Origin of the sequence: Pseudomonas savastanoi (genome assembly GCF_020917325.1) — a bacterium.
Lineage (GTDB): Bacteria > Pseudomonadota > Gammaproteobacteria > Pseudomonadales > Pseudomonadaceae > Aquipseudomonas > Aquipseudomonas amygdali.
Genome location: NZ_CP076652.1, coordinates 3,476,727 through 3,498,234, shown reverse-complemented (window position 1 = coordinate 3,498,234; position 21,508 = coordinate 3,476,727). Strand labels below are relative to the sequence as shown.

Annotated in this window: 22 protein-coding genes and 2 pseudogenes; 22 read left to right on the top strand and 2 right to left on the bottom strand. The window is 51.6% G+C overall.

Translation table 11 applies throughout. The features are described 5' to 3' along the window. Positions 1-123: 123 nt before the first annotated feature. The 22 genes and pseudogenes from KP808_RS14650 to KP808_RS14535 all read left to right on the top strand — a co-directional run bounded on the left by KP808_RS14650 (position 124) and on the right by KP808_RS14535 (position 19,225). Positions 124-426 carry an immunity protein YezG family protein gene (locus KP808_RS14650; RefSeq protein WP_230016395.1) on the top strand — a complete coding sequence of 101 codons (303 nt, stop codon included), beginning with the start codon at positions 124-126 and terminating at the stop codon, positions 424-426. Positions 427-524: 98 nt separating this feature from the next. Beyond that, positions 525-2,212 (top strand): annotated as a pseudogene (locus KP808_RS26185) (hemagglutinin repeat-containing protein); the annotation flags it as partial. Positions 2,213-2,216: 4 nt separating this feature from the next. After that, positions 2,217-2,645, top strand: coding sequence for a hypothetical protein (locus tag KP808_RS14630; RefSeq protein ID WP_230016391.1), 429 nt, complete (start codon positions 2,217-2,219; stop codon positions 2,643-2,645). 188 nt (positions 2,646-2,833) lie between these two features. Next, positions 2,834-4,946: pseudogene (locus KP808_RS26180) on the top strand (DUF637 domain-containing protein); the annotation flags it as partial. Beyond that, complete coding sequence (locus KP808_RS14615) at positions 4,933-5,163, top strand: hypothetical protein (RefSeq protein ID WP_003364653.1); 231 nt, start codon at positions 4,933-4,935, stop codon at positions 5,161-5,163. The pseudogene KP808_RS26180 and the gene KP808_RS14615, both read left to right, overlap by 14 nt. Before the next feature lie 167 nt (positions 5,164-5,330). After that, positions 5,331-5,663: a hypothetical protein gene (locus tag KP808_RS14610; protein ID WP_230016389.1), complete on the top strand. Its 333-nt coding sequence runs from the start codon at positions 5,331-5,333 to the stop codon at positions 5,661-5,663. Positions 5,664-5,990: 327 nt separating this feature from the next. After that, entirely contained in the window at positions 5,991-6,218 is a 228-nt protein-coding gene (locus KP808_RS26175; protein ID WP_407692659.1) for a deaminase domain-containing protein, read from the top strand. Next, positions 6,218-6,571, top strand: coding sequence for an Imm2 family immunity protein (gene imm2, locus KP808_RS14605; RefSeq protein WP_230016388.1), 354 nt, complete (start codon positions 6,218-6,220; stop codon positions 6,569-6,571). The genes KP808_RS26175 and imm2 overlap by 1 nt, the downstream gene beginning before the upstream one ends. A 158-nt stretch (positions 6,572-6,729) precedes the next feature. After that, on the top strand, positions 6,730-7,026 hold the full coding sequence (locus KP808_RS14600) for a hypothetical protein (RefSeq protein ID WP_230016387.1): 297 nt from the start codon (positions 6,730-6,732) through the stop codon (positions 7,024-7,026). Then, positions 7,023-7,736 carry a hypothetical protein gene (locus KP808_RS14595; RefSeq protein ID WP_230016386.1) on the top strand — a complete coding sequence of 238 codons (714 nt, stop codon included), beginning with the start codon at positions 7,023-7,025 and terminating at the stop codon, positions 7,734-7,736. Before KP808_RS14600 ends, KP808_RS14595 begins: the two co-directional genes overlap by 4 nt. Positions 7,737-7,829: 93 nt before the next feature. Then, a complete protein-coding gene (locus tag KP808_RS14590) occupies positions 7,830-8,357 on the top strand; it encodes a hypothetical protein (RefSeq protein ID WP_230016385.1) in 528 nt (175 codons plus the stop codon). A gap of 63 nt (positions 8,358-8,420) precedes the next feature. Beyond that, positions 8,421-8,861, top strand: a complete 441-nt coding sequence (locus KP808_RS14585; protein ID WP_230016384.1) for a hypothetical protein — start codon at positions 8,421-8,423, stop codon at positions 8,859-8,861. Between the two features lie 838 nt (positions 8,862-9,699). Then, positions 9,700-10,323 (top strand): immunity 49 family protein, encoded by a 624-nt coding sequence (locus tag KP808_RS14580; RefSeq protein ID WP_230016383.1) that lies wholly within the window; start codon positions 9,700-9,702, stop codon positions 10,321-10,323. Between the two features lie 1,074 nt (positions 10,324-11,397). Next, positions 11,398-12,309, top strand: a complete 912-nt coding sequence (locus KP808_RS14575) for a LysR family transcriptional regulator (protein ID WP_326839547.1) — start codon at positions 11,398-11,400, stop codon at positions 12,307-12,309. A gap of 277 nt (positions 12,310-12,586) precedes the next feature. Continuing rightward, positions 12,587-13,615 carry a beta/alpha barrel domain-containing protein gene (locus KP808_RS14570; protein ID WP_230016381.1) on the top strand — a complete coding sequence of 343 codons (1,029 nt, stop codon included), beginning with the start codon at positions 12,587-12,589 and terminating at the stop codon, positions 13,613-13,615. Then, the gene (locus tag KP808_RS14565) at positions 13,612-14,802 is read left to right on the top strand and encodes an isocitrate/isopropylmalate dehydrogenase family protein (RefSeq protein ID WP_230016380.1); all 1,191 of its coding nucleotides are present in this window, start codon (positions 13,612-13,614) and stop codon (positions 14,800-14,802) included. The genes KP808_RS14570 and KP808_RS14565 overlap by 4 nt, the downstream gene beginning before the upstream one ends. Continuing rightward, entirely contained in the window at positions 14,786-15,499 is a 714-nt protein-coding gene (locus KP808_RS14560; protein WP_230016379.1) for an RraA family protein, read from the top strand. The genes KP808_RS14565 and KP808_RS14560 overlap by 17 nt, the downstream gene beginning before the upstream one ends. A gap of 77 nt (positions 15,500-15,576) precedes the next feature. Continuing rightward, complete coding sequence (locus KP808_RS14555; protein WP_230018897.1) at positions 15,577-16,059, top strand: flavin reductase family protein; 483 nt, start codon at positions 15,577-15,579, stop codon at positions 16,057-16,059. A gap of 40 nt (positions 16,060-16,099) precedes the next feature. Next, entirely contained in the window at positions 16,100-16,462 is a 363-nt protein-coding gene (locus KP808_RS14550; protein WP_046719277.1) for an antibiotic biosynthesis monooxygenase, read from the top strand. A gap of 77 nt (positions 16,463-16,539) precedes the next feature. Beyond that, positions 16,540-17,511 carry an NAD(P)H-dependent flavin oxidoreductase gene (locus KP808_RS14545; protein WP_230016378.1) on the top strand — a complete coding sequence of 324 codons (972 nt, stop codon included), beginning with the start codon at positions 16,540-16,542 and terminating at the stop codon, positions 17,509-17,511. A gap of 86 nt (positions 17,512-17,597) precedes the next feature. After that, a complete protein-coding gene (locus KP808_RS14540; RefSeq protein WP_230016377.1) occupies positions 17,598-18,371 on the top strand; it encodes a hypothetical protein in 774 nt (257 codons plus the stop codon). Further along, positions 18,368-19,225: a DUF6282 family protein gene (locus KP808_RS14535; RefSeq protein ID WP_230016376.1), complete on the top strand. Its 858-nt coding sequence runs from the start codon at positions 18,368-18,370 to the stop codon at positions 19,223-19,225. Before KP808_RS14540 ends, KP808_RS14535 begins: the two co-directional genes overlap by 4 nt. Positions 19,226-19,274: 49 nt before the next feature. On the opposite strand, the gene KP808_RS14530 is transcribed toward KP808_RS14535, so the two are convergent. Both KP808_RS14530 and KP808_RS14525 read right to left on the bottom strand, forming a co-directional pair. Then, on the bottom strand, positions 19,275-20,453 hold the full coding sequence (locus KP808_RS14530) for an LLM class flavin-dependent oxidoreductase (protein WP_230016375.1): 1,179 nt from the start codon (positions 20,451-20,453) through the stop codon (positions 19,275-19,277). A gap of 81 nt (positions 20,454-20,534) precedes the next feature. Then, positions 20,535-21,497, bottom strand: a complete 963-nt coding sequence (locus KP808_RS14525) for an LLM class oxidoreductase (RefSeq protein WP_230018896.1) — start codon at positions 21,495-21,497, stop codon at positions 20,535-20,537. Positions 21,498-21,508: the final 11 nt, after the last annotated feature.

The following is a 21,508-nucleotide window of genomic DNA, read 5'->3' as shown; positions in this document are numbered from 1 at the left end:
GTATGAAGGAACAGGTCCGAGCTCTCCTCGGTCAGATTCTCTAACAGTTGCATATAAAACTAATGGTAAAGTAAAGACTGTTGATTTTAAGAATGAGGCAAAAGCACCGTCGTTGGAGTGATTATGATTACCAAAGATTTTGAAGTGGTACAAGAGATTTTTTCGCTAATTAGTGATGGCATTGTTAATGGGTATGATTCATTTTCTTTTAAGGCGGAGGTTCACTCAAGCTACATCGAGTCAGAACTGTTAGTGTCTGTTGAAGGGAATGAAATTAGCGATGCTGAAACGGACTTCAATCGCGCAATATTATATGAGTTAATAGAGAAATTTAAAAAGGGTTTTGCTGATCGTGGTGAGAGTTGGAAGTCATTCACCATGACTTATACGCAAGGTGGTAAAGTTGAAACTCACTTCGATTATTAGGCTGAGGATAGTCTGGCGTAATCGGGAGACACACCCCAATTAACCGTCGTTAACGATCTGCCCGGAGCGCTGGTTTGGCTGCCAGACCATGCCAGGCCGGCTTTGGCGGCAGCGTCAGTGGCTCGGTCGGGTACGGCCAGACCAACGGCTCCAAAAACTGGATCGAGGAACAGACCCGCATCACGGCCAAAGACAAGGTCGACATCCGCACCGAGAGCCACACTCAACTCGACGGCGCATTGATCGCCTCCGACAGCGGCAATCTCAAGCTGGATACCAACACGCTGGGTTACAGCGACATCGCGGGCAAGGACAAGGAACACGGTTACTACCTGAACGTTGGTGTCTCGTACGGTACCAGCGGCAGTACCACGCAGGACTCGACTCAGGTAAGCAAAGGCGATGACCAGAAAAACGGTTGGAGCGTCGAGGGCTGGAACTACAACAAGGATCGTGAACAGATCGTCCGGGGCACCGTGGGTGCAGGCGATGTGGTGGTGCGCAGTGATACGGCGGGTAAGGACTCAACAGCGGGCTTGAATCGTGATGTCGACAAGGCATACGAGATCACGCGTGATGACGAGCACCGGACTGATGTGTATGTGACGAAGAGTTCGTTGGAGGCAGCCAGCCAGCCGATAGTCACTGCTACTCAGTAGGCAAACCAACTCCTGACTTACAACACAACGGCCAAACAGAACTACGAAGAGGCCACCCGAGGTCTGACGCGCGCAGTCAACAAAATCGAGAGCACGCTGGGCCGCAAGATGGATGCAGGGGCCGCCAGTCTGATGGGTGCTGATTTTGCTGAAAACACCATGGACTCGTTGCTTCAGGGTGGAATGACGCGCAGCCAGGCGATGAATACGATGGCCGACCCTGCGTTTCAGGAAAAGGTTGTGGCCGAAATTGCACGCCTCGCAGGGATCGACCTGACATCGGTCGGAGCTCTTGATCAGACACTTCAGACGGACAACAAGCCTAATAGCCCAGGATCAATCGAGTTACCTGCCACTCCTGTGAATGCGAGTGACGCAGAAAACTTACTGCTGCTCAAGACACACTGCGATCGATGGCTTCGATCAACCAATACATCCAGGAGCATCCAGATCAGCAGGAGGCTGTGAGTGTGTTGGTGGCAGTGGCTCAGGGGCCTAAAGGTCTCGTGCAACTGGCGGTTTTCAATGCGGTTTCCGAGACGCCCTTGGGTGAGGCGGTGGGCAAGCGAATAGCTGAATACACCGGGGTGCTGGGCAAGCAGGTAGCGGACAGCATCGAAGGTGTAGCTCTCAACGAAAAGGATAGCTTTGAAGGTTCTTTGATAGGCGGCGGACAGCTAATGGCCTCCATCTTGACAGGGATGCTTCAAGGCCGTAAATCTACTGGAGAGCGTAAGCCAATTTTGGCAGATGCACCAAAAAAAGAACCGGAAGTCTTAGGCGGCCCCCACCGAGAAACATCTAAACCTGTAAATGATGGATTGGACTCTCATCATTGCCCGGCGAAAAACTGTTACGCGAGCGCACCTATAAGCAGTGCGGATGGGCCGGCCATAAAAATGGATCCGGCAGATCACAAGCTAACCGCCAGTTATGGTAGTTCTCCGGAAGCTAAGGCCTACAGAGCACAACAAGAGAAATTGCTGAAGGAAGGTAAGTTGGATGAGGCTATTGATATGGATGTAAATGATATTCGTTCGAAATTCGGTGATAAATACGACGCGTCTATCGGTCAAATGAAAGAGTATGCAAAATCTTTAAATCCTGAACAGTTTATACCGAGGTGAGGGCATGAGATTTGAGTATGATGAGTCTGATGGTTTGAGTATTTTTAAAAATACTCGTTTTAGAAGCACTCTAAGAAAAAAGTTAGGAGGAGATTATAGAACTTTTCCTAAGACTCAGTTTTCAGAAAACTCTACAGATGTGTTTGGTGGGGCAGCTGTTAAAGTGTGGTATGGCGCTAATGACGAGGTAAAAGGTGTACAGCTTTACCATCCTGAGGCTGAGTTTTATTATTTCGGAAAACAATTGCTCGGCAGCAATGTTGAGGAGTTAGAGTTTTTTTTTTCTAGCATAGGTCAGTCGTTGATTTTTGATGACGATGGAACAGGGTTTAATGCTGAAAATAATACAATAAGGTTTTACGTTCCGGATTTTGATGAGTTCCAAAAAAAAGCTAGAGTCGAGTGTGTGTATATCGATATTGCTAAAGCTTAATCTTGCTGTGAATCGTGAGCTGATTAAGCTTGATCTGATTGGGCATCTGACTAATGAGTATCTGGGTTCTGTGCGCGGGATCGAAGCGTCCTTGCTTAATTTAAGTGTATTGCCGGTGTCACACTGCGCGGCAACGACGTGGTCGGACGCGCAGGTCGCGCCCTCAATGTTTGAATCGTGACGTCGGCAATTATTCGCTGTACGACATGAAGAAAAAAGGCAGGCGCGAAGAAAACTCAGCGTGACGAAGTGACCGATGTGAAAAACGTCGGTAGCGAAATTACTACCGGTGGCGACCTGTTGCTGTCGAGCGGCGGCGATCAGAAGTATCAGGCTGCGAAGCTGAAGAGCGGTAAGGACCTGACGATCGAGAGTGGTGGTGCGGTTACGTTTGAGGGCGTTAAGGACCTGCATCAGGAGAGTCACGAGAAGAGTGACAACAACGCCTTTTGGGTTTCCTCCAAAGGTAAAGGTAATACCGACGAGACTTTACGCCAGAGCGAACTGGTTGCCGCCGGTGAAGTAACCATTAAAGCCGTCAATGGATTGCAGATCGATATCAGGCAGGTTGATCAGCAAACGGTCACCCAGAGCATCGATGCAATGGTCAAAGCCGATCCACAACTGGCCTGGCTCAAGGATGCTGAAAAACGCGGTGACGTGGACTGGCGGCAAGTGAAGGAGATTCACGACTCCTTCAAGTACAGCAACTCGGGTCTTGGTCCAGCCTCGCAAATTATCATCGCGATTATCATGGCTGCTGTTGTGGGACCTATGGCAATGAGCGCGGTAGGTGCATCCACAGGGGCAGCAGTCACGGCAGGTACGATGAGTGCCAACACGGCAGCGTTCCTCTCAGCGGGCGCAGGTGCTGTTGCAGCGGGTGCTGCTACCAACGCAACGGTCAGCGTTATTAATAACCGTGGAAACCTTGGGGCGGTATTTAAAGATGTAACTTCTTCCGATGCCATAAAAGGGTATGTCATCTCGGGAGTGACGGCGGGTCTGACGGCTGCGTACTTTGATGGTTGGACGGGTACGCATAGTGATCCGAACACCGGCAAGATTGTTGGAGCCAAACTCTCCACTTGGGAAGGCGTGGGTCAGTTTGCCGGTAATCAGGTTCTGCAGAACGGGACGTCAGCGCTGCTGAGTAATGCTCTTGGCAAGGGCGGCAGTGGCAGTGATGCACTCAAGACTGCGTTGTTCAATACCTTGGCGGCGGCGAGTTTCAATGCAGTGGGTGACTATACCTACGGCAAATTTGCGGAGGGTATGCCTCCCAAGGTCATCATTCACGCAATGGTGGGAGGACTGCTGTCAAAGGCTACAGGCGGAGATTTCAGGACTGGTGCGTTGGCTGCAGGTGCCAATGAAGCCTTGGTTGTGTCTTTGGAGAGTTTGGTCCAGAACGATAAAACTCTGCTTCCTATGGCTTCACAAATTGTTGGCGTTTTGGCAGCAGCTTCATCTGACGATGCCAACGCGGACTCAATTGAAAAAGCTGCCTAGATTACTAAAAATGCCACGATGTATAATCGGCAGTCCCATGAAAATGAAGAAATGGCTAAGCGTGACGAGGTGAAGAAAGGAGAGTTCACTAAGGAGAATTTGGACAAGGCATCGTGTTATGTAATTAAGTGCTGGGCACAGTATGATCGGGCTAGTCCGGAATATCGAGATAGTATGATAAAAGAGTCTGACGTTGCAGGGCTTGGTAATGAGCTTATGTGGGTTGATGCCCAGCAGGAGAAGGGACTGTTCAACTATAGCTATATCGATGCCGCTAAAGATCTAGCGACTCGCGATGTTATTCCTTTGGGTACTGAAACGGGATCTATTGTAACTGGTGGGATTAGTGTGGCCTCAGGGTATACTTTATGTGGAAGCGGAGTAGGTTGCGTCTTCGGTGCTCCGATGGTTGCATTTGGCGCTGATAACGTCGTAGAAGGCGGTACGGGTATTTACAACCACTTTTATGGTGGAGGTGAAGGGTATAATCCTGTAAAAGAGGCATTCTCCCTTCTTCCTGGTAATCTGGGGGGCGTTGTCTACAGTAGCGCCGATTTTGCTCTTTCGCTGGGTGCCGGGCTAGTGAAGGTTCCTTTAAAAATGGGCTTGGCTGATGGTCTGAATAGGCCTAAGTCGATGTTTGGAGTTATGGTGAGTGGCGTGGATAACAACTTCTTTCTACCAGCTATAGGGGCTACTCCTTATTGCACTGCGATGGGTATGTATTTCTATAGTCTCGCAGGAAAAGGAAATAGCATCTATAAAGAGGTTTCTGATGAAAAGAAATAAGTATTTCTATTTTTTGTTTATGTCTTTTGCCTTGCTAAGTATGGTTTTAGGTGTGAGTATATTTTTTGCAATTATAATATCTGCTCTTTTCTCGGTTTTATTTAAGACCGACTCGGCTTGGGTGTATTATGTGGTTGGTGGGCCTCTGGCTATTCTGTTTGCGACTTTTTGGACTATTAAGCGCTGGGCTTTTGTGAAGGCTTTTGTGACGGAATGAATTATCTCCGAAAGGAATATTTGCCGTTCCTCGTCACAAGGGTAGGACATAGCTCGGTGACGGAAAACCGCAGACAGTTGAACAATTTTGATCGTCTTTTAGCGGAGAGGTTGCAAGGAAAGCTGCTGCTAGTGTTGACTAAGTCCAGCCAAGTGTGAGCATTGCCAATGGTTGTATTGAAATGCCCACGCGAAGAAGTGGATGCTCTTGCTAAAGAGTTGGTTGAGTGCATCACAAGTTCTGACCCACTGGCATGCCGTAGAAGGGTGCAAGATGAATATCAGGCCTTGAACGATGGCAAAACCGGTGCGGGGCTGCAAGGTTGCAACGCGCCTAGGGAGGGCGCGTGTAATAACCAATACACGCCTGTCAAAAGTGGCTTTGCTCAGCTCGATTCGGTTGCGTTAAACGCCGAAGAGAAAGATGTTCTAGCTCATTTTCAGGACTTTAATCATGACGATGAGCGAGTGGCTGCCCATGCGTGGTTGCAGTCATTTTGAAGTGAGTCAGGTGTTGCCAGAGGAGTTTTAACTGGCGGTGCGGCGCTCGCAGCAGCAGATAGGGCCACAGCGACAACCGCGTCCGGTGCAAAAGCGACTGCCACCGTGATTGACACTGCTCCGATGGCCCAACGGGCCATGGACGTTCGAGCTGGATTGCCGTCTGGCTTGCGGCGAAGTGGTAACGTAGCTGGCGCGGAAATAGGTATTCCCGGAATACCTAAGCAGATGGCCGTACACAGCTAAGTCTCTGATGCTGGTAAGGGGCTTATCGGTTCCGGAAATGGGAATTTTGTCGCTCAATCTGTACCCAATAAGGCTGGAGACTTGGTTTATCGGGGAATAGATACGGAATACAAAATTCTAGATAATATCGCTGACCAGTTGGGGGAAAATACCTCCGCAAGAGGAACAGTAAATATCCTTACGGAGAAAGCGGCTTGTGCCAGCTGTCTGAATGTGGCTGAGCAGTTCAAGGCGAAGTACCCCAATATTACCGTTAATATTCTTGATAATCAGGGTGTTATGATGCGCCCTCCTAGGAAGACGCCGTAATGGACGACAGAGTGACTTATGGTGAAATCCGGGCTTGGTTTCTGGGTAGCTATTATAGCTATTGCAAGGTTAAGCTCAGCCACCAACGCTCATGGGCTGAAGGTGAAAGTGAAGTGGGTTATGCCTATGGCGAGCTTGAAAACTCATTTGAATTGCCTATTGAAAAGTTAATGCTTGAAGTTATAGCACTTATTCTTTCAGCAGGGCGATCTCCGGAAAAGGTCCAGAAGTATCATCTGGATACCATCTCTAAATTGTTAGAGGAGTTTGAACTCTTCTCTATCTTGGAAGATCTGCCTTCTGATGAAGTCGTGGAGCTTAAAGATGACCTTAGATTATTAGGTCTATGTTAATAGGGTAAAGCAGATATAGTCCGAAATATTTGTTGTTGCAAAAGGAACTGGGGCTGTTGTAGATGACACAATTAAGGCATTACCAGCCCCAGGACAAATAGATGCATCGTGGGGCGCGAGCACTTATAACAAAGGCGGTTTGATGACAGGTATTGAGCATGTCCAACCCCAATGAAAAAGGCGTCAATTTTGTTAAGTTTGACGGAATTGAGACTGCAGTTGATGGTTCGTTTGTTATGTTAATTGATGCAAAGACAAAGTTGGCCATCTGGAGCCCTTCAACGCAAAAGTCGGTTTTGGATACTTTGCAGCGTGTCAGATCTGCCGTTGATCAGAATCCAGGATATAAAGTTGTATATGAGTTTCCGAATCAAAAAGTTGAGGCTCAGGCTAAAGCTTTCATTCGGTCCAATGGTTTTGATAGCATTGTTAGTACTAGGACAAGAATCCCATGAGTGCGGCGGATATAGAACTATGGCTTTATGCGTGTCCTGATAGAGTTTTATCTATAAATCAGCGACATGCTGAAATCATGGATAGGATGTCTCGGATTGGTGCTCCTTTAGGGTTTGCGGGTCTTGAGCTTCCGGCTACCCCGAGTTGCGGTGACGGGTTAGTTGCTACCTATAAAGTTAAACTTCCCATCAGAGGGCTTAGGTGTGTGGGGGACTATGCGTATCGTGGTGATCGATACATATATGAAGATAGGGCCTCCTACGACGAACACTTGCGGTTTGGATTTAAGATATCAAACAAGGCTATTGATTATAAATTTGTTGTGAATGAGCACTTACCAAAAGTGATTGAGGCGTTCAAGGGGTATAGAGCTCATGTATCCTATGATCTGTATGGTCTGTATTATCAAGGAGGGTTGAACGATGATAACTCGGTTTATAATCGGTTGCGTGAGGATAAAGCTTTAGATGTTGATGGGCGCAACAATATTTACACGCTATATCCTGCCCAGTTCTGGGACGCAGCCCTTTGTCAGCGTGCTCTAGGCTATGGCCCTGATGAAGTAATTGCACGATTGGAAGGCAAGTGTCGTATGACGGTACGGCTGATTGGGGGGGGCTATTTAGTCCTCAATGATGACCCGAACATGTCCTATGAAACTTTTGTACAAATGAATGAGCAGATCAAGCCGATCTTGGGGTTGGTCTAGTGGGTATATATTGAAGGGAAGGGGGTTATTTGATTTTAGGATTTATGAAGAGGGGAATGTTCCTCAGTCGGTTTTTGATAGCTTGGGGTTGAAATGATGAAAGTTTATCAGGGTAATATTTCTAAAGAGTCGTTGAATCTGTTTGTTTCAGATATTGGCTCCGGGGAGTTTTTTTCATATGTAGGGAACTTGGTTTCATTAGAACAGACAATTTCTGTTCTGGGTTTGCTCTCTCCTGATTTTATTGAGGTCAATGGTCACATTTTCTGGCTGCCTAACGCTCAGCAATACGATCCGCAAAAACTTCATTTGAACGGGCTGGTTGAGACCGAATCTAGTGTGTTGGAACAAAGTACATCGCGTAGAGACGTTGAACGATACAGAAATATTTTTTCAATAAATCAGTTCTTTTCAAAGTGGGAGGATGCACCGGGTCGACCCGTATTTAAAGTGGGCCTGCCGGAAGAAGATTATCGTCTTTGTCATTTATTTGCTGAACAGATCACTAGATATTGGAAGCGCGCGTTATTCGATGCCTTTCCAGAGAAGGTATTTCAGTTTGAAATTGCTGACGATCTTCTCGATGAATATGGTGTCTGCCTGACATTCTGGCAGTCGTAGTTTAAAGAGCGCACAGGATGTGTTCGCGCCATTAAAACCGCTGCCAGAGGCTAAATAATAATTATGCGTTTAGAAATGGTTGAGGAAAGACTTGTAGAAAAACTTAAGGTAGTCAATGAGGAACAACGAAGACATGCTGTAAAAGTGGCTTGCGAACTTGCTTTACAGGCCTGCCCAGTGGAAGTGTCTATTGTTGCCGAGTCTCTTAGGTATCTACAATCTGGTAATAAACTCACGACTGATCAGGTTTCTGGGCTAGATGCTTTAGCTGCACGGTTAGATGAGAAGTATTTTGACTTGCAAGACAGCCTGGACGAAGGGCAAAGCTTAAATGTAGAAGGCCTTCAGCTGTTTAGCCAAGCTCGCGCTGTATCGGCGCTGTCTTTAGCAGGTGGAGAGGATTCGCTTATGGCAGCGACCGCAGCAATATATGAGGCATCATCAGCCGTTTATGATGGAACTAATATTTTTAAAGCTGTACTTTCGGTTTTGCCAAAGTCTTAATCAGCAAGCGTTTTGATTTGGCTGATATCCGGCGCACTCTTGTGCCGGTATTTTCAGTTGCTGTTGCACCCTACATGTACCCTGATTGCACTCTTTCTGCACTCAAGTCGCACCCGTTCTGTAGTCTTTGTGCACCCCAGCCTGACGACCTTCGGTCTAGCTGGTCAATACGCCCTTTTTGAGCATGATTTTCGCTCCTTAACAGGAGCAAAATCTCAATACACATCACGCACCTCTCGCGAGGTGGGTATTTTCTATATGTATCAATTAGTTATCCGGTTTCTGTCTTCTGGGGGCTGTTATACATTTGTAATGCAAAACGAGTATTTCACCCCAGCAAGCACTGAAGTGAGTTGTATAGCATTTGTTATACACAGCGGCAGCCCCACAGAACTGGTCCTTGCCTCGACGGCCTGCTGGCCGACGCCGAAAAACAGGCGATTACTCGCCTGCATCAAAACGCCCGGCGGCTGATTAAAACCGTGGCGGTGGTCAATCCGTTCGCCGATCAGTTGACCTTTCTTTCGGACAAAACCCGGACCCGGAGTTGGATCCAGCCTCTCCTGTCTATAATGCAGTGTTCACAGCTAAAAACAATGGTACGCTTGTAAAAGGCGTTGCAGGAGTGGATAGAAAAAATGGTAATGTATTGATTGCTCGTTTGGAATAAAAAACGGAAAATAAATACTCAGAAAAAGCTAAGTTTCGATTAGATCACATTAGATATCATTTGAATGAAGGGTATGATGTCGATCAGATAGTTGGTTTAATAAAGTCGGGTTCAGGTGACGTTCGGTCGTGCGTAAATAGTTTGTCATTACACGCTTTGGCAAGTGCGATGTGGTCATGGTTCGAAAATGGTGATATACAGAGTTTCAAAAAATGGCTTTCCATTTCAGGGCAGCTCAGAAAATATTCGTATGGCATCAAGACTGACTCTTTGGGCGCGCTTGGTAAACAAGTACAATTACTGGCTCCGCTGCTTTCTGATGACTACGGTTTGGTAAAATGGTTTTCTGAGGAAAATGACAGCGCTTTTAATCTTAGTAAAGCCGAAAGTCCGAAACATATAGACTTTGTGGTCTATCAAGTGATTTTAGCGATCAGAGGGGAGTGGGATAAATTAAAAGAGAGATGTGAAATTTTTTTGGCTTCTCCGCCCACTTCATTAAGAAAGTATGTGCCTGATTTAGAGTTTTACTCTGCGCTTGCATCAGGGGAAACAGGTAAAATGTCAGAGGCAATTGATGTAATGGTTTCCCCTAAGTTTCTCTCCTCGCGAGCTGATAGCGAGAACGGTTACACAGATAGTCTTATTTCGACGTTTGCAGTTATTTATTCTAAAATTGCTTGGATGCATGGTTTTCAAGTAAGTGTCAAGTCTCCTTACGTTCCCCGGGAATGGCTGCCAATCATTCCTTTGAATAACTATAGTTTATGTTACGAGTTCTTAGATAAATAAATTTTCCTTGAGGTTTTAAGTAACTATACAGGATTTTTGAAAGTCGACGGGCTTGGGATAGATATAGGCTTTTTCAACTTTGGCGTCGGGTCGCATCATGAGGTGCTGGCTCCGGAAAATAATCGGAGCACAGCGTCGGGGATCAGTTGGACGTATTGAATGTGGGGTTCATGGAGCGTTTTACGATAGATTTAATCTCGTAAATTGATTTGGTGGGGGTGCGGCTAGTCGTGCGAAGAGCGGTCTTAAGTTTGCGCTGAACTTCCTACACGCCAATCGAGCGGAGGTGCTGGCAGCGCTGGGAGTTGGGAGCAAGTCCGCGATGGGTTGAACTTGCTGCTTCGCGGCCGAAACAATGGTCTCCACTCCGGATGGCGAGCTAGTGTGGACATCAAGCTGCCGCTGGACATGGCGGTGACGGCGGAAGTTAAGACCAGCAAGCAACGGGTGATGTGGTATTTCCTGAGTCCGTTGCAGTAGCATGCGCAGGAGAATTTGAGGGAGCGATTGTGAAAACCCTTTGGTGAGAGGGTTATATGTCACTTATATAGGTGCGTGATTTTTATTATTTAGAGGGTGTTTATATGTATCTTTTTTAAAAGGCTTCTTTATGCTGCTATTATGTGTTCTTTTTGTAGGGTTTTCAGAAAAGGTAATGATGTATTGCTGAGCAGTATGGATCTATTAGGTAATGATTGAGTTTAATCTGAAAAGTTTGCCGTTTTAATGATGATGAACTGAAAGGTAGCTGTGGTAGTGCTTCTGGATGGGTATACCCCGTATGTAGCTAACAAGCAAAAATGCTCTATGCTTAGAAATAACCTCTCTTTTTAATCTCGCTACTTCTTTCCAAACCAATCTCCCCACTCCGGACACCCCCGTCCCAAATCATCCGAACCCCTCTCCGTAATACCCACCCGCCAATAACCTAAACTACCCAGTGGCACCCGCTCGCTCTTCGGGCCTGAGGAAGTTATCAGCATTATCCTTATCGTTCTGCACGTCTGCCACTACTCATCGTCGATACGTAATGAAGACTTTTATTCGCGCGAACCGTATAAGGACATGACTTGAATGACAATGACTCCATTGGATGGATCAGTTTCCCTTGACGTTAATAACCTGTTCAGAAAACCGAAAGTCTGTTTTGACTGGGAGGACTTGCATTACTTTGTGATGTTTTCCGCCATCCGTTCCTTGAGCGGCGCTGCCAGGGTGCTGGGTGTGGAACACGCTACTGTTTCGCGGCGTATCGCTTCGCTGGAAAAATCCCTGAATGTAAAGCTTGTCGACCGTCGCAAGCGGCTGTACGAGTTGACTGACGAAGGGCGGCGTCTGGCGGCTATCGGGCGGCAGATCGAGGCGCAGACCCAGGCCATTGGCCGCCTGGCTGTTGCAGCGCAGGTGGTTCAGGGTGTGGAAGTGACCATCAGCGCGCCGCCATCGGTGGCGGTTGAGAAGCTGGTGCCGCAACTGGGGGCGTTTCGTGCCATGCACCCCGGCATTGTGCTGCGCTTGTTGGGGGATCATCAGTATTCGTCGTTATCCAGTTGCCAGTCTGACTTGTGCATACGGTTTTCCAGACCAGTTGAAAGTGGCATCGTCGCACGACGGATCGGGACCGCCTCATTTTCATTTTATTGCGCACGTTTTTATCTGGAGGAGCGGCACCCGGAGCACTATGAGTTTATTGCCTACGACAATGAACTGATGAGCGACAGTCAGAACGGTTGGCTCAGAAATATTGTCGGTGAACGCCCCTTCGTGCTGGAAGCCAAAACAGTAGAACTGCAAATCCGCGCCGCGGAAACCGGTGTGGGCATTGCCTTGCTTCCAAGTTTTGCGGTAGAGGCGAACTCTCGTCTGTGCCGGGTAGAGCTGTCGGCACCGCTGGAGGTCGATGTCTGGCTGGGCGTGCATGAAGACTTGCGTGCGGTGGCTTCCATTCAGGCCGCGATGAATTATGTAGAAAGCTGTTATCGCTAGTCGGGCCAGTGACAGAAATCGTTATTTCGGCAAACGCATAAGGTGACGGTGAAAAAATTCCCATCCCCTGATCAAATATCGACAATTTACAACGCGGTCGATTTTGACGAGGATCAATGTCGAGTTAAGACGTTAATGATTCGAAACTCCGAGACGTTCAGGTGTCGGCTCGGCAATGTTTGCAGGTGCGGCGCTGTTGGATAACTACAAGAATAGAGGCAGTGGCAAGATCATCTCAAGCACCCTGTTTACACCCTAAGGACAGCCGGAGATTCTCATGGCCGACATAAAGATTCTCGACGTTACATTGCGTGACGGTGGTTATCGAAACAACTTCAACTTCACGGAAGACCAGGCTCGGGCTATTACTTCAGGCCTGGCGGATGCAGGCGTCGACCTCTGTGAAATTGGTTACTGCAAGGGATCATTTGCGCCGAAGGGCGAGCACGGGCTGACCAGTGATGTAGGCGCACGCTTTATTGAGAACATTGCGCAGGCCGCCGCTGGACGCATTGAGCTGGCAGTGATGGTTCACCCGAAAAACATCACGGCAGATGACTTCGCCATGCTCAAGGAGCAGGGTGTTTCGATGATCCGCGTCTGTCTGCGCCGCGATCAACTGGATGAAGGGCTGGCGACCTTGTCACTGGCCCGTGATCACGGCTTCAGTGTCAGCGCCAATGTGACGCATGTGACATCGCAGACGCCAGGAGCCGTGCTCGATACGGCCGCTCGTGCGGAGGGTGCCGGTGCGGACATCATCTGTTGTGCGGATTCCAACGGTCATATGCTGCCAGCCGATGTGCATCGGCTGTTCAGTCGCCTCGCAAGCCGGTTGCTGGTGCCGCTGGGCTTTCACGCCCATAACAATCTGTCGCTGGCGCTGGCGAATGCATCGGCGGCTATCGAGGCCGGTGCTGAATACATCGACACGTCCATCTGCGGCATGGGTAAAGGCGCCGGGAATCTTCACTTGAGCATGCTGGTGGCTTATCTGGAGCGTATTGGCGTCAGCCACGGTTTTGACCTGGTCAAGGTGATCGAATTGTCCGGTGTCACGGCCAGCTCGATACCGCATAACAATATGCCCAGCCCGCTGATGGATATCATTCTGGGTACTTACAACTTCCCCTACGATGTCAGTCAGCGGGTGCGAGACACGCTTGAACGGTTTCAGTTGACCTCCGAGTACCGAGCGATCGAGGTCATGCATCAACAGGACAAAGTGGCGCGTCTTGCTCCGCGAGCGGCGTTGTCGAATATCTTCAGCGACATTTCGAAAGGCGTAAAAGGAGTTGCGCTATGACCGCTCACATATCCCGCAAGCGTATATGCATTCTGCCCGGCGACGGTATCGGCATTGAGGTCATGGAAGCGGCGCTTCCGGTGATTGCAGCATTGAACCTGCCGTTTGATCTGATACCGGCGGATATTGGCTGGGAATGCTGGAAGCGCGAGGGTGAAACGGTTCCTGCTCAGACCTGGGAAGTCATGGCCAGCTGTGACGCGACGTTGCTGGGGGCAATAACCAGCAAGCCGCTGGCAGAGGCGGAAGCAGAGCTGCCCCTGGCACTTCAGGGCCAGAACCGCCGCTACGTCAGCCCGGTCATTCAGCTCAGGCAGAACCTGGACCTGTACGCCAATGTACGCCCGGTTACCGACATGACCGGTGAAGACAGATTTCGCTTTGTCGTGATCAGAGAAAACACCGAAGGTCTTTATGCCGGGCTGGACTTCGGGCATGTCCCCGATGCGCTGGTGCCCTTGCTTGAAGAGCGCGAAGCACTTGGCGCGCCGTGGCAGCGAGCAGGGCAGCAGGATGCGACCGTCACGTTGCGCCTGCAGACGCGAAGTGGTTTGACTCGTATTTTTGAATACGCATTCGATTACGCACGCAAGAACACCTTCACCCGGGTCACGTTTGTCGACAAGCCGATGGTGCTGCGACACAGCAGTGCGTTTGCACGGGGTATTTTTGAAGAAATTGCACAGCGTTATCCGGACATAACCGGTGTCATCGAAAATGTCGATGCGGTTGCCTTGTGGATGGTGCAACGGCCCGATCGCTTCGGGGTGATCGTTGCCGAGAACATGTTCGGCGACATCCTTTCCGATCTGGGCGCTGGCGTAATGGGTGGCCTGGGTTTTGCGCCTAGCGGCAACTTTGGCAATTCAGGTGCTTACTTCGAACCTGTACATGGCAGTGCACCTGCTCATGCGGGGTTGAACAAGGCCAACCCCAGCGCAATGTTCATGGCCATTGCACTGATGCTGGAACATTTGGGATATCCGGCACAGGCGGCATGTATTACTCACGCCGTCAGCCTGGTTTCACAATCTGGCGTACGCAGTTACGACCTTGGCGGTTCCCACACCACAGGCCAGGTGGGCGAAGCGATTGTCCAGCAGTGCATCGAGTTGCAGGCCAGCTCTGTCGGGTACCGCACCGGGCAGACCTCAGCTCAGGGAGAACGTCATGTCAGCGCATATTGAAACGGTGGCAATTACGCAAACCGTGCTGGACGCATGTGAACATCTGGATACCGCTTCGCTGTCTGATGCACTGGACAGTCTCGGGATCAACGGAGGGCTGTCGGGCATTGTTTCGCAAGTGCCGGGCACTCGTTGTGTCGGTGTTGCGTTCACCGTGCAGTACGAGGCGGTCGATGCGCCAACAACCTTCAAGGGGGCGGCCAACTACATCGATCAGGTGCCTTGCGGCGCGGTGATTGTTTCTTCCAACGCCGGGCGTCATGACTGCACGGTGTGGGGCGATATCATGACCCACTTCGCTTTGGCCAACGGCATCAAAGGCACTGTTATCGATGGCGTGGCACGTGATATCGATACCGTTATCAGGTGCAACTATCCGTTGTTCAGTCGTGGCCGTTTCATGCAGTCCGCCAAGAACCGCGCACAACTCAAAGCGGTACAAGTGCCTGTGGTCATTGATGGCGTTACTGTCCGGCCCGGTGACCTTCTGGTCTGTGATGGCAGCGGCTGCGTGGTGATTCCACAGCAACTGGCCGCCGAGGTTGTACGCCGTGCTCAGGCGGTCGAGCAGACTGAGCGCAGGATTATCGAGGCCATATCCACGGGCTCGACCCTGGAGAATGCCCGCAGCACCTATCGTTACGACCAGCCCTGGCTGACGGACGCTGAAAAAGTCAGCGTGGGAGAACGGCCATGAATCAGGCTTCCCGATTGGCAGCACACGCAAATGTGCCAGAACCTCACACTCGACACAGCGCACTCGAGTCTCCCGACATTGATATCGCTGCCTTCAAGAAAGCAATGCGCCGCCTGACGTCGACCGTCACCCTTGTGGCGACCGAACATGAAGGCACGCCTTACGGTATGGCAGCCACTGCCGTCAGTTCGGTATGCAGTGACCCGCCGTCCATTCTGGTGTGCATCAATCACAGCGCCAGCGTTTACCTGCCTTTGCTTGAGCGGGGAAAGTTCTCGGTCAATCTGTTGCAAACCGGGCAGGCCGAACTGGTCAGCGTGTTTGGCGGAGCAGTCAACGGGCCTGCGCGGTTTGAAAGCGGAGACTGGCAGCAGGACCAGGGGGTGCCTTATCTGCGTACCGCCCAGGCGACGCTTTTCTGTTCGGTGGCCCAACGAATGACCTGCGGCACTCACGAGATCATTATCGGGCTGGTCGAGAAAACGGCAGTGGCCGAGGTGATTTCACCGCTGCTCTGGCAAGACGGTAAACCGGCGGCTTCAACACCGCTTCTGGCTTGACTACGTGTTCTTATACTTCTTTTTATAAATGGAACTGATTATGAAAATGGAATTGTTCGATGCTCACTCCGTCACCGATGACAAGGCGGTGTATCTGATCAATGTTGTACAGGTCAATGAAGGTGCTCAGAATCTGGCTATCGAGATTCTCGAAGAAACGGTCAGTTATGTCGCACGTACTTACAGTGCGTTCAAATGGAGCCGATTGATGAAGAGCACGGACGGCAAGACCGTCATCAATCAGGCGCAATGGAGTGATCGCAGTCAGTTCGAGTCGCTGTTTACCGACAAAGAGTTTCTGTCGCGATACTCGCGGTTAAAGGAAACCGGTACCTGGGAATATCACCTCTATAACGTGGCCGAGTACATCACCCCTGAAATTGCATTACAAAAAGCGGGTTGATCCATTAGCTGCAGACGAAGGCTGCTTAGACGTCGCCTTCGTCTGACATTCACTCGGATTTTCACAGGTATCAGGCGATGGCCACGATCAATACAGCACTGACTTCTCTTCTTGGAATTGAACATCCTCTGATTCTGGCACCGATGGGTGGGGCGTCCGGAGGGCGTCTGGCGGCTGCAGTTTCCCGGGCCGGTGGTCTTGGTCTGGTGGGTGCCAGTTACGGCGATCCGCAATGGATGGCGCGTGAACTGGAGATGATGCACGACGTGCAGCAACCATGGGGTGTGGGCCTGGTCATGTTTACCGTGGCGAGGCAGTTCGAATTGCTTCAGCTGGCTCTCGAGTACCGCCCGGCAGTGGTTGCGTTGTCGTTTGGTGATGTACGTCCTTTCGTCCGGCCCATTCAACAGGCCAACGCCAAAGTCATCGTTCAGGTGCATGACGTCGACCAGGCGCTAGAAGCGCTGGACGCCGGTGCCGATGCGCTGATCGTGCAAGGCGCCGAGGCGGGTGGTCACAGTTTGCGCCGAGCTTCATTGCCGCTGTTTCCGGCAGTTCGCGACGCGGTGGGTGACGATGTTGTGCTTATCGGTGCCGGCGGGATTGCCGATGGCCGTGGCATGGCTGCTGCGCTTGCGCTCGGCATGGATGGCGTGATGATGGGGACGCGCTTTCTGGCTTCGAAGGAAGCACTGCCTTCCGAACGGGTAAAACAGCGCCTGGTGCAGGCTGTCGCGAGCGATACGGTGCGAACCCGGATCTTCGATGAGGTGCGCGGCATCGACTGGCCGCAGGGCTACAGCGGACGAGTGATCGCCAATAAATTTTCCGACAGTTGGGTAGGTGAGGAGCAGGCGTTTGCTGCATCAGCCGATCAATTGCGTCTTGAGTATGAAGCAGCACTGGCGGCCGATGATGTGAGTATCAGGGCGATCTGGGCCGGCGAGGTGGCGGACCTGATCAAGGAGGTGCTGCCCGCACAGCTCATTATCGAGTCAACCCTGCGCGGCTATGCCACCAGTGTTGAACGTCTGCGCGCGACCCGCTGATCCGTCACGATGGAACCCTCACGATGGAGCAACGACCGGACCCGCTCGAAACAGCGGGTCTTGTCATTTTTGCAGGAGCAAAAGCCATGAGTCATTGCATCACCTGCCAGACCTTCGGTGTCGGGCAATCAAGCGTATTCATTCTTTCACCGGTGATGCCGGTCTGGGACGCGGGTGGCTTCGCCAAACCGCTGATCGAGCATTTCACTGCGGCGGGTTATCAGGTCAGGGTTTTTGATTCCCTGTCCCTGCCGGTCAAGGCGGGCGAAGACTTTGACGGGTTTACCCAGCGCTGGGTCAGCGCGCTAGAGCCTTGGGGTGTGCCGGATGTACTCGTCGGCGTGGCCTTGGGTGGTGCGTTGGTACAGGCATTGGCAGGCACTTCATTACTGCGTTCGACACCTGCGTTGTTGCTGCTTTCTTCTCCCGCCAAAGCCGATGCGCTGCTGGATTCCAGGCTGGGACGTATGGCGGATCTGGCAGAACAAGGGCATGTCGAGCAAGCCAAACGCCTGCTGGACGATCTGGTGTTGCCTGAAGGCCAGAAACACGAGCACCCGTCCGTCAGCGAGAATGACGCAACGCTTTCAACCCAGGGGCAGCGTCTGACCCTGGGGTTCCGGCTACTGAGCGGTCTGGATATCAGTGAGTGCCTGCTCGATTACAAAGGGCGTGTGCTGAGCGTGTTTGGCGGGAAGTCGCAACTGGTGGGGGCGGGTCATGTGCTGCGTACCAAGGGCCACAAACAACGCTCACTGTGTGTGCCAGATGGCGGGATGCGTCCGCTGGCGGATGATCTGGACCGGGTGCTGGAGAGCATCGATACATTTCTGATCGCCAGTGCGGAGTGTGTGCAATGAGTCAGATCGAGGAGCCACGCTTCATTGATGTGCATTACCACGCCAATCCTGATGCGTTCATTCGCCGTCATGGCGCGATAGAGGCGGGCAGGCGCTACGCGGCGGTGCAGGGCCGGGTCGTATTGAAAAATCACCTGGGTTGCACGGCGGCCCAGGCATGGGAAGCACGCAATCAGGGTTTTCCGGTCAGCGGTTCAGTGGTTCTGAACGAAATCGCTGGCGGCATCGACTACCGCGTGGTCGAGCGCAGTCTGTGTTTGCGCGGCGATGAACCTGGACGTTTCATTGTGCACTTGCCAACCGTCACCGGCAGAACGCATGCCAGCACGCTGGCCCGCAACCTGAGCCATCCGCTGTTGCGCGAAAAGCCCATCAAGCCTGCCAGAGTGACAGCACAGAACGGACGTCTTACACCGCAGACGCTGGATATTCTCAAAATGGCCCGTGACTATCCGCTGGTCATCTCGACAGGGCATGCCGACGCCGATGAAGTCAGGATGCTGATCGAGGAATCACTGCGCATCGGTGTGCCAAGGCTGATGCTCAATCAGCCTGCCAACCCGTTGACCGGTCTGAAAGCAGCCGAGCTTGCGGTGATTGGCAGTGAACCCTCGGTCTACATCGAACAGACGGCGCTGACCTACTTGTTGGGCTATCAGGACCGGCAGGATTTCACCAAGGTATTGAGTCATGTTCCCAATGTGGTCTACAGCTCGGACCTTGGGCAGACCAGTCAGATCGACGTGCACGAGTGGCTGTCGATGAGCGGGCAGTGGTTCGATGCGTTCGGTTTGAGTTGCGAGCGCCGTGCCGAGATGACGCTTTTGAATCCACAACGCATGTTGGCCATTTAAACCGTTCTGGTAGGACGCCCTGGCTAACTACGCCAGGGCGTCCTCATCATCAGGCTACCTCGGCGGCTACTCTCGGAGTGATTGTCTCGACAGTGATTGCTTCGCGCAGGCCCGCCTGTTCCATCAATGGCAGTGTTTCTCTGACGAAATCCTTTATGCCTTCGTGGTAATCCAGCCATGTCAGTGCGATGCCATCGATCCCCCAGTCAGAATATTTCTTGAACAGTTCCACGATCTGCTCCGGAGTGCCTACCAGCGGCACGCCTGCAAACCCTGCCTTGAAATGAAAGCGAAAACGGACCGCGTCTTCCGGAGTGAAAATACCGGTCTGAATGCCCAGCTCGCGGGTGATGATATCGCAGCCCTCATCGTCACCCAGCTGGTTGGCGTAATGGTCCAGGTATTCGTCCGCTTGTTCTTGCGTGTCCTTCTGCACCACGTAGCCGTAACACCATATCTTTATATCGCGGTCGAACTCCTGCTTCGCCAGGTCCTTGTAGGATGCAATCTGCTGACGCACGGCGTCTTCACCGTCCAGGTGTTTGACGATCAGGAAGGCCGCATCACAGTGTTTGGCGCAAAACAGTTTGCCGCGCGGCGACCCGCCGGCATTGATCAGATAGGGAGTGTTGAGGGGTTGGGGCTGCGAGATAGCAGCGCAGATGTTGAAATACTCACCTTTGAAGTCGAACGGTTTTTTCTGCTCCCAGGCATTTTTTGCAATGTGCAGCCACTCTTCTGCGTAGTCGTAGCGTTTGTCGTGTTCCATCATCTCGCCGTTGAACATGCGCATTTCCGCGCCGTACCAGCCGCACAGAATATTCAGCCCGAAGCGCCCGCTGCTGATGTGATCGATGGTCACCGCCTGCTTGGCTGCAAACAGCGGATGAACCGTGGGCAGGTGCGATGTGGTGAACACGGCAATCTGGTTGGTCAGGGCGGCAATACCGGCAGCCCAGGTGTAGGTTTCGAAACAGACACCGCCAGTGTTATTGGTGCCGCCAAAACCTTTCCAGCGGCCTACCGGTATGAAGGCTTCAAACCCCGCATCGTCGGCCACCCGGGCGATCTCCAGATTACCTGCCCAATCGTCTCCGCGAAGGCGTTCCGGCGCATTGGTGACGGTGCAGCCGCCCTCGGTATTAGTGGAGAAAACACCTAGCTGTATCTTGTTGCGGCTGCTACGCATCGGGTTAGGTTTTATCGGATAAGCTTTTTCAGTGCGCATGATGACCTCCCAGGTCGGTTTTATGTCGTTCTTCCCTGCTAGATCCTTTGCCGACAGTGGCCGTGCAGGCGAAATACTCGCTCAGGCATGCTCACTGCGTCGGGTCGGGAAATACGGCAGCACATACTCTTCCAGCTCCTGTAACACTTCCGTGGCCGGACGTCTCAGTGGTTTCAGGTTCAGCGCAACATGCGAAACACCCTGTTCCCGTTGACGCTGCCACAGCTCGATGAGGGCGTTGCGCCCGGTACTGATGCCACGGCCGACTTTCATGGGTGCGTCCTTGTTGTCCTCCAGATCAAAGAACGTCGCATAACCGTAGGGCTTGAACCGTTTCTGCTCATTGGCATCGCGCCAATGATTGATCACGTCGGGTAAGGTATTGAAGCCACTCTGATGCCATATCCAGCCGTCCATATGGTTGGCCATCCATTTGATGTCCTGCTGACAGCGGCCGATGGCGATCATAGGCAGTCGCCCGAAAAAAGGTTTTGGCAGTAGGTCCAGCGTGCCATTGAGTTTCCCGTAGTGGCGCGATGTGAAGGCCGGAAAAGAGTGCTCGGTCACCGCGTGCAGCATCTCGACACCCTCTCTGAAACGCTCTGCGCGTGTGTCGAAATTCTCGCCGAATGCAGGGTATTCGCTGGGCCGGTCACCCGTCGACACCCCCAGCAGGAAGCGTCCCTCCAGCAACACATCAACGCTGCAGGCCTGTTTGGCGACCATCAGCGGATTGCGCAGCGTCAGTACGATGCCGGCTGTACCGATGCAGATTTGTGTGGTCACCGCAGCAAGCAGTGCTGCATACACGAAAGGGTCGAATATCTGGCCTGCGTCGCCAAAACCCGGGTCGAGAAGCGGTACGTCCCTCAGCCAGAGTGCTGCAAAACCGGCTTTGTCGGCCTGTTTTGCGAGGGCAATGTGATTTTTCATGGTCGGCGCTGCTGCGTCGGGATAGCCCTCCAGCGGCGCAATCAGACCGAAGGTGAGATGGCCCGGTGCGAACACCTTTGCAAAGGCAGGATGGCGCTGTGTGCTGGTCATTTCATGTGGAC